This is a genomic window from Streptomyces sp. NPDC052020, assembly GCF_040680575.1.
Taxonomy (GTDB): domain Bacteria; phylum Actinomycetota; class Actinomycetes; order Streptomycetales; family Streptomycetaceae; genus Streptomyces.
This window is the reverse complement of sequence record NZ_JBFAWY010000076.1, coordinates 1-8,901: the sequence shown is the minus strand read 5'-3', so window position 1 is coordinate 8,901 and position 8,901 is coordinate 1. Positions and strand designations below refer to the sequence as shown.

Sequence of the window (8,901 nt, the reverse complement as noted above, 5' to 3'; positions counted from 1 at the left end):
GTCAGGCTGTCCTCGGCGCCCTCGGGCCCCACCGGCACCAGCGCCTTGGGCAGGGTGTCGGTGTAGGGGCGCAGGCGCCGTCCGGCACCGGCCGCGAGTATGAGGCCAATCATCGTGTTTCTCTCCTTGCTTGCGGGCCGTCAGCGGCGTTCCGGCGGCGGAACTCCGGGCGGATGAGACGACGTGGGGTCCTGCCCGCCTCCGGGCAGGACCCCACGTCGTATGGACCCTGGTCGGGTCAGACTTCGTCGGTGGCGGCCGAGACGGACGAGGCCGTCTGCTCGGCCGCCGCGGTCTTCTTCGAAGCCGTCTTCTTGGCCGCCGCCTTGGTGGCCGTCTTCTTGGCGGCCGTCTTGGTGGCGGTCGTCTTCTTCGCGGTCGTCTTCTTCGCGGCCGTCTTCTTGGCCGTCGCCGCCTTGGTGGCCGCGGTCTTCTTGGTGGCCGCGGTCTTCTTCGTGGCCGCCTTCTTCGCCGTGGCCTTCTTGGCCGTCTTGCGCGCCGTCTTCTTGGCCGCGACGGCCTCTTCGGCGGCCTCGGCCGCCTCCGGGCCCGCGACGGCCGGCTCGGCGGCGGGGGCCTCCTCAGCCGGGGCCTCCGGAACGGCGGCCTCCTGAACCGGGGCTTCCGGCTCGGTGGCCGACGGGAGGACCACGACGGCGGCTTCCGCGGGCGCGGTGGGCGCGGCCGCCTTCCGCACGGCGCGGCGCCGCGGACGGGCCGGGGCGGCCGGCTCGGCGGCGGCCTCCGGCTGCTCCGGCTGCTCCGCCGGGGCGGCCTCCTCGGCCGGCGCCGCCTCGGGCGCCACCGGTGCCGACTCGGGGACCGTCACCACGGCCGCCTCGGCCCCGGCCGGGGACCCGGCGGGCGCGGACACCCTGCGGGTCGCCCGGCGACGGGTACGGCCCTTGGGCGCGGCCTCCTCCTCGGCGGCCGGCGTCTCGGCGGCCGGTGCCGCGACGACCGCGTCCTCGACGGCGGCGGGCTCGGCCAGCGCCTCGGCGGCCGGCTCCTGCCGCACCGGACGCACGGCCTCCTGCTCGGCCGTGACGTCCTGGGCCGTGGGCACCTCGGCCGCCGCGGCCCGCTCGTCCTGCGGCTGCCCGGCCTCGGCCTTGCGCGGCCTGGCCGCCCGGCCCTTGCCGGCGGCCTGCTCGGCCTCGCGGGGCGCGCCCGCCGGAGCCGACGCCCGCCGGCTCGTCCGGCGCCGCGTACGCCCGCGGCCCGCCGCGGCCTCCGCCTCGGCGACGCTGCTGTACAGCTCCTCGTCCGGCGCGAAGTCGGGCGCCGGGAGGGCGGCCGGCTCGGCGGCCTCGGCGGCCACCTCGGCCTCGGACTCGGCCTCCGCCTCCTGCTCCGCCGTCTCGGCGGTCTCGACGGCGGCGGCCACGGCCTCGTGCTCGTGCGGCTGCTCGGCGGCACCGGCCCGGGCCCGCTTGCGGCGCTTGCCGCCGCCCTGGGCGGCGGACGGCTGGTCCAGGTGGACGATGACCCCGCGCCCGTTGCAGTGGACGCAGGTCTCCGAGAACGACTCCAGCAGGCCCTGGCCGACCCGCTTGCGGGTCATCTGCACGAGCCCCAGCGAGGTCACCTCGGCGACCTGGTGCTTCGTACGGTCGCGGCCCAGGCACTCCAGCAGGCGGCGCAGCACCAGGTCCCGGTTGGACTCCAGCACCATGTCGATGAAGTCGATGACGATGATGCCGCCGAGGTCGCGCAGCCGGAGCTGGCGCACGATCTCCTCGGCCGCCTCCAGGTTGTTCCTGGTGACCGTCTCCTCCAGGTTGCCGCCCTGGCCGGTGAACTTGCCGGTGTTGACGTCGATGACGACCATCGCCTCGGTCCGGTCGATCACCAGCGAACCGCCGCTGGGCAGCCAGACCTTGCGGTCCAGCGCCTTGGCGAGCTGCTCGTCGATCCGGTACGTGGCGAAGACGTCGACCTCGGAGGTCCACCGCTGGAGCCGCTCGGCGAGGTCCGGCGCGACGTGCGAGACGTACCCGTGGATGGTCTGCCACGCCTCGTCGCCGCTGACGATGACCTTGGAGAAGTCCTCGTTGAAGATGTCGCGCACGACCCGGACGGTCATGTCCGGCTCGCCGTACAGCAGCGTCGGCGCGTTGCCGTTCTTGGCCTTCTTCTGGATGTCCTCCCACTGCGCCTGGAGACGCTCGACGTCCCGGCGCAGCTCGTCCTCGCTCGCGCCCTCGGCGGCGGTGCGCACGATGACGCCCGCGTCCTCGGGGACGATCTTCTTGAGGATGGTCTTCAGCCGGGCCCGCTCGGTGTCGGGCAGCTTGCGGCTGATGCCGGTCATCGAGCCCTCGGGGACGTACACGAGGTAGCGGCCCGGGAGGGAGACCTGGCTGGTCAGACGGGCGCCCTTGTGACCGATGGGGTCCTTCGTCACCTGGACGAGCACGGACTGCCCGGACTTCAGGGCGGACTCGATACGGCGCGGCCCGCCCGCCATGCCGAGCGCCTCGAAGTTGACCTCGCCGGCGTAGAGCACGGCGTTGCGGCCCTTGCCGATGTCGATGAAGGCCGCCTCCATCGACGGCAGGACGTTCTGCACCTTGCCGAGGTAGACGTTGCCGACGTACGAGGTCGACTGCTCCTTGTTGACGTAGTGCTCGACGAGCACGCCGTCCTCCAGGACGCCGATCTGCGTGCGGTCGCCGTGCTGGCGGACGACCATGACGCGCTCGACGGCCTCGCGGCGGGCCAGGAACTCGGCCTCGGTGATGATCGGCACGCGCCGGCGGCCCTGCTCGCGGCCCTCGCGGCGGCGCTGCTTCTTCGCCTCCAGGCGGGTCGAGCCCTTGATGGACTGGACCTCGTCGGACGGCTCGGCGGGCTTGCGCGGCTCGCGGACCTTGACGACGGTGCGCTCGGGGTCGTCGGCGGAGGGCTCGGCGTCGAGGGAGGTGTCCCCGGCGCGGCGGCGACGGCGACGGCGGCGACGGCTGCTGCTGGTGCCGTTCCCGGCGTGCGCGTGCTCGTCGGCGGTCTCGTCCTCCGCGGCCTCCTCGGTGTCCTCCTCGACCTGCTCGGCGGTGTCCTCGGCGTCCTGGGCGGCCTGCTCGGTGGCGAGCTCCTCGGACTCGGCGTCCGCGCCCTCGCCCCGGCGGCGGCGACGGCCGCCCCGGCGGCGACGGCGGCGCGAGCCGGTCTCCTCGGTGCCCTCGGCCTCCTCGCCCTCGTACGACTCCTCGGAGTCCTGGGGCTCGGACTCCTCCTCCTCGGGCTCCTCCTCGGCCACGGGGTCCGGGCGCTCGTCGGCGGCGCCCCTGCGCCGGCGACGGCGGCGCGAGCCGGCGGCCTGCTCCTGCGGGAACTCCTCGGTCGCCTCGGTCTCCTCCGGCTCCTCGGTCTCCTCGACGCGCTCGGCTCCGGCGGCGACGGCCGCCGCCTCCGCGGCGGCCCGCTCCGGCGTCTGGAACTTCGGCTCGGCGAACACCGGGGGCTGGAACACGGCGACGGCGGGACGCGCCGGGCGGCGCGGCGCGTCGGCCTCGGCGCCGGACGCCCCGGCGGACCGGGCGGGCTCGGCGAAACCGGTGGCCGCCTTGCGCACGGCCCGGCGCCGGGCACGACGCGGGGCGGCCTCCTCGGCCGGCGCGGCCTCGGCGGCGGGGGCCTCAGGGGCCTCGGCCTGGGGCACGGCGGTGTCCTTGCGGCCGTCACCCGCTGCGGCCTCGGCCTGCACGGAGGCCTCGGCCTGCGCGGGGGCTTCGTCCCGCGCGGGGGCTTCGTCCCGCGCGGGCGTCTCGGCGGACGCGGCGGTCTCCGGCGTCCCGGCGGGAGCGGACACCCGGCGCGTCGCACGGCGCCGGGCCCGGCGCGGAGCGGCACCCTCGTCCTCGGCACCCTCGACGACCGGCGCCTCAGAGGCCGCGGCGGCGGCCTCGGCCTGCACGGGGGCCTCGGCCTCGGCGGACGGGGCCGGCTGCTCGGTCGCGGCGGGCGAGGTCACCGTGCGCGTCGCACGGCGCCGGGTGCGCCGCGGAGCGGCACTCTCGGCCGCCTCGGGCGCCTGGGTGGCTTCGGGGGCCTCGGCGGTTTCGCTCACCTCAACGGCGGATGCGGCCGGGAGAACGGTCTCGGCCGCCTCCGCCGACGCCGGGGCGCCGGCGGGCGCGGAGGCGCGCCGTACGACGCGGCGGCGCGGGCGTCCGGCGGGCGCGGGCTCCTCGGCGGCGGGTGCCGCGGCCTCCTGCGCCGCGGGCTCCTCGGCGCCGACGGCGTCGGCGTCCGCGGTGACCTGGGCCTGAGCGATCTCGTCGCTCTCGGCGGCCGGTATGGCCGGCGTCACCGTCTCCACCGGCGTGTCGGAGGAGGTGACCGGCGGACCCGCCGGCCGGGAAGCGGCCCTGCGCCGACGACGCGGCGGCAGGGTGTCGCTCGGAGTGTTCGGTTCGGAACCCTGAGTGGGCTCGGTCGGTTCGAGCATGCGGGCGTATCTCCCGTCAGGCTCCCGGGCGCCGCGCCTGGTCCGGTGTCGACCACGTCGATCACCGTTGACGTCCGCGGCTCGCGCGGTGCGCGGTCGCCGCCGTCCGGGGCGCGGGCGCCGCTCGGAAGCTCTCTGTGTCCTGTCTCGCCGGTTCCGTACCCCTTGTTGTGCACGGCCTGGCGAAAGTCTTCTGGTCGGTGCGCTGCCCGACCCAGGTGGCTCCCGAGTTCCAGGGCGGCGCTTCGACGTACGTCCCTGCGCGGGACCTTCCTTACGCCGACGCCTTCGCGGCGGCAGTCGCGTCGGCCGTCTGGGGCTCGTTCGCTGCTGCCTCGCGGTCGGGCGCGAGCGGGTCGGTCACCGTGCCGGTCTCTTCATCGAACAGCCCCTGCGCCAGCCTGGTCACCGCTGCGGGGACCGGCGGCGCCAGGTCGGCCACGGCGCGGAGACCGGACAGGACGTCGTCGGGTCGTACGGCAGGCGTCACGTGCCGAACAACCAGCCGCAGTATCGCACAGGGCCGGTCGCTCGGCCTATCAGCCGGCGAACCGTGCGTTTCCACGCTCTCCAGGCTCGCGACGGCCGGCCGGGCGTCGAAGGTGCGCACGCCGTTCTTGGTGAGGCGCTGCACCTCGACGGCCCCGGCCTCGTTGAACGCCCGCACGGCGCGCGCGGCCTCCGCGGGCTCCACCCCGTCCAGCCGCAGCTCCCACACGGAGGCCGTCAGCCGGTCGGCGAGCCCGGAGGTCCGGGCCTGCACCGCCTCGACGACGTCGAGCCCGGCGGGCAGCGACTGGTCGAGGAGGGCTCTCAGCTGCTCGGGGTCGCGCGGCTCGGTGAGCGCGATCTCCAGGTACTCCGCCTCGCTGCCCGTACCGGTGGGTGCGGCATTGGCATACGACACCTTCGGGTGCGGCGTGAACCCCGCCGAGTAGGCCATCGGCACCTCGGCGCGGCGCAGCGCACGCTCGAAGGCACGCTGGAAGTCACGGTGGCTGGTGAACCGGAGGCGGCCGCGTTTGGTGTACCGCAGACGGATGCGCTGCACCGCGGGTACCGGCGGCGGGCCTTCGGGCTGTCGCTTGCCCAGTGTCGTTCAGTCCTTCGTGAGAGCGGTCGTACTGCCACCAAGAGTACGTCCCTCCGCGCCCGAAGGTTCCCGCCGGTCCACGGCCCGGGCCGGCACCCGCTCCCCGAGCAGCATCCGCCGCACGTCGGCACGGGCCTGCCGGGCGGACGCCCGGGCGGAACCGAGCGCCTGCCGCACCGCCCGGCCGGCCCCGCGCGCGGCCTCGGCGGCGGGCCTGAGCACCGTGTCCCGCACGGCGTGGCCGACGGGCGTCAGCACACCGCGGTACACCCACCGCACCGGCTCCACGAAGATCCGCCGCAACAGCCGGCCCAGGGCCCGCCCGACGGCGAGGGAGATGTGCCCCGCCACCCGCCAGGCGTGCGCGAGCGCCGCCCACAGCTCCGCCCCGACGACGGCGAGCACCCGCCCGACGGGCACCAGCACCCACCGCCACAGACCGAGGGCGGGCAGCACGAAGAGCACGCGGCCGGTCCAGTACAGCGCGGCGCCGACACCGGTCACGACCATCCGCGCACACCATGCCAGGCCCCTGCCGCACCAGGCGAGGGCGTGCCCGAGGGGCGTCAGCACCCACCGGTACAGCCACAGCGCGGGGACGGCGACGAGGTAGCGCGCGAGCACGCCCAGCACCGCGCACACGGCGCCCGCGGCGGCGGCGATCTGGGCGCCCACGCCCCGGAGCACCCACAGCACCGCGTGCCCGGCCGGAGTGAGGACACGCCTGTACGCCCACCCGAACCCGTGCCCGAGCGGTGTCAGCACCCACCGGTACACCCATACCGCCGGGACGACGACACAGACCTTCCCCAGCCAGGCCAGCCCCTTCCCCACGGGCACGACGACGTACCGCCACAGCCCCACGAAGGGCCAGACGAACACCGCGCGCCCCAGCCACAGCAGGGCCCGCCCGACCGGCCGCAGCACCGTGTCGTTCAGGAACCGCGCCCCGACGACCAGCACGTCCCACACCATCCGCACCGGCACGACCAGCACCAGTGTCACGATCCGCACCGGAATCCGGATCGCGACGACGAGACACCCCTCGCCCCGCGCCGGCTGCCGCTCACCGTGCGCGGGGCGCACGGGCTCATCGGACGGCGCGGGGCCGGCCGAGGGCTCTTTCCGCAGTTCCATACCGGTGTAGACGCACCAACGCCCCGTCCGGATGCGCCCGCCCCGTCCCCCGAACGCACGTCTGCCCCGCCCGGCGGAAATCCGGGCGGGGCAGACGACGTGACGGCGCGGCCTCAGCCGGCGCTGGGCGCGGCGTTCTTGACCGTCAGCGGCAGCAGCTTCTTGCCCGTCGGGCCGATCTGGATGTGGGTGTCCATCTGCGGGCAGACGCCGCAGTCGAAGCACGGTGTCCAGCGGCAGTCCTCGACCTCCGTCTCGTCGAGGGCGTCCTGCCAGTCCTCCCAGAGCCAGTCCTTGTCCAGACCGGAGTCGAGGTGGTCCCAGGGCAGGACCTCCTCGTAGCCGCGCTCACGGGTGGTGTACCAGTCGACGTCCACGCCGTACGGCGCCAGCGCCTTCTCCGCGCACTTCATCCAGCGGTCGTACGAGAAGTGCTCGCGCCAGCCGTCGAACCGGCCGCCGTCCTCGTACACGGCCCGGATGACCGCGCCGATCCGGCGGTCGCCGCGCGACAGCAGGCCCTCGACGATGCCGGGCTTGCCGTCGTGGTACCGGAAGCCGATGGAGCGGCCGTACTTCTTGTCACCGCGGATCTTGTCGCGCAGCTTGGCCAGCCGGGCGTCCGTCTCCTCCGCCGACAGCTGCGGCGCCCACTGAAAGGGGGTGTGGGGCTTGGGGACGAAACCGCCGATGGAGACGGTGCAGCGGATGTCGTTGGAGCCCGACACCTCGCGGCCCTTCTGGATCACGCGGGTGGCCATGTCGGCGATCTGCAGGACGTCCTCGTCGGTCTCGGTCGGCAGGCCGCACATGAAGTACAGCTTCACCTGCCGCCAGCCGTTCCCATAGGCCGTGGCGACCGTCCGGATGAGGTCTTCCTCGGAGACCATCTTGTTGATGACCTTGCGGATGCGCTCGCTGCCGCCCTCGGGGGCGAAGGTCAGACCGGACCGGCGGCCGTTCCTGGTCAGCTCGTTCGCCAGGTCGATGTTGAAGGCGTCGACGCGGGTCGACGGCAGCGACAGGCCGATCTTGTCGTCCTCGTAGCGGTCCGCCAGCCCCTTGGCGATGTCACCGATCTCGGAGTGGTCGGCGCTGGACAGCGACAGCAGGCCGACCTCCTCGAAGCCGGTGGCGTTCAGCCCCTTCTCCACCATCTCGCCGATGCCGGTGATCGAGCGCTCGCGCACCGGGCGGGTGATCATGCCGGCCTGGCAGAAGCGGCAGCCGCGGGTGCAGCCGCGGAAGATCTCCACCGACATCCGCTCGTGGACCGTCTCCGCCAGCGGCACCAGCGGCTGCTTGGGGTACGGCCACTCGTCCAGATCCATCACCGTGTGCTTGGACACACGCCACGGCACACCCGACCGGTTGGGCACGACGCGGGCGATACGGCCGTCGGGCAGGTACTCGACGTCGTAGAAGCCGGGGACGTACACCCCGCCCGTCTTCGCCAGGCGCAGCAGCAGCTCCTCGCGGCCGCCGGGGCGGCCCTCCGCCTTCCAGGCGCGGATGATCGCGGTGACCTCCAGCACGGCCTGCTCACCGTCGCCGATGATCGCGCAGTCGATGAAGTCGGCGATGGGCTCGGGGTTGAACGCGGCGTGCCCGCCGGCCATCACGATCGGGTCGTCCAGCCCCCGGTCCCGGGCCTCCAGCGGAATGCCGGCCAGCTCCAGGGCGGCCAGCATGTTCGTGTACCCCAGCTCCGTGGAGAACGACAGGCCGAACACGTCGAAGGCGCGCACCGGCCGGTGGCTGTCCACCGTGAACTGCGGGACGCCGTGCTCCCGCATCAGCGCCTCCAGGTCCGGCCACACGCTGTAGGTGCGCTCGGCGAGGACGCCCTCCTGCTCGTTGAGGACCTCGTACAGGATCATGACGCCCTGGTTGGGCAGCCCGACCTCGTAGGCGTCGGGGTACATCAGCGCCCAGCGGACGTCGCAGGAGTCCCAGTCCTTGACCGTGGAGTTGAGCTCTCCGCCGACGTACTGGATCGGCTTCTGCACATGCGGGAGCAGAGCTTCGAGCTGCGGAAACACAGACTCGGCGGCATCGGCAGGCATCTCGCGGAACCTTCGTGAGCTGACAGGGGTGACCATCAAGCGTAACCCGCCCGCGGGGTCCCTCCGGACCCGGCGCCCACCAGCGGCACGACTGCCCGGGGCTGGGCGGCCTCCCCGTTGGACGGAGCCGCGGCCGCCCACGGCGGGAAGGGACG

At 74.4% G+C, this 8,901-nt stretch carries 5 protein-coding genes; all 5 read right to left on the bottom strand.

What is annotated here, in order from left to right; genetic code table 11:
* A partial coding sequence (locus AB0L74_RS34610; RefSeq protein WP_365661522.1) for a sugar phosphate nucleotidyltransferase occupies positions 1–113 on the bottom strand: 113 nt, incomplete at its 3' end.
* Positions 114–238: 125 nt separating this feature from the next.
* Entirely contained in the window at positions 239–4,450 is a 4,212-nt protein-coding gene (locus AB0L74_RS34605; protein WP_365661519.1) for an Rne/Rng family ribonuclease, read from the bottom strand.
* A gap of 274 nt (positions 4,451–4,724) precedes the next feature.
* A complete protein-coding gene (locus AB0L74_RS34600) occupies positions 4,725–5,501 on the bottom strand; it encodes a TIGR03936 family radical SAM-associated protein (RefSeq protein ID WP_365661516.1) in 777 nt (258 codons plus the stop codon).
* Between the two features lie 48 nt (positions 5,502–5,549).
* On the bottom strand, positions 5,550–6,680 hold the full coding sequence (locus AB0L74_RS34595) for a hypothetical protein (RefSeq protein ID WP_365661513.1): 1,131 nt from the start codon (positions 6,678–6,680) through the stop codon (positions 5,550–5,552).
* Positions 6,681–6,793: 113 nt separating this feature from the next.
* Positions 6,794–8,746 carry a TIGR03960 family B12-binding radical SAM protein gene (locus AB0L74_RS34590; RefSeq protein ID WP_365661511.1) on the bottom strand — a complete coding sequence of 651 codons (1,953 nt, stop codon included), beginning with the start codon at positions 8,744–8,746 and terminating at the stop codon, positions 6,794–6,796.
* Positions 8,747–8,901: the final 155 nt, after the last annotated feature.

Coding starts and splice junctions, on each gene's coding strand:
- AB0L74_RS34605 (WP_365661519.1), bottom strand. CDS start 4,450: ATGCTCGAACCGACCGAGCCCACTCAGGGTTCCGAACCGAACACTCCG.
- AB0L74_RS34595 (WP_365661513.1), bottom strand. CDS start 6,680: ATGGAACTGCGGAAAGAGCCCTCGGCCGGCCCCGCGCCGTCCGATGAG.
- AB0L74_RS34590 (WP_365661511.1), bottom strand. CDS start 8,746: ATGCCTGCCGATGCCGCCGAGTCTGTGTTTCCGCAGCTCGAAGCTCTG.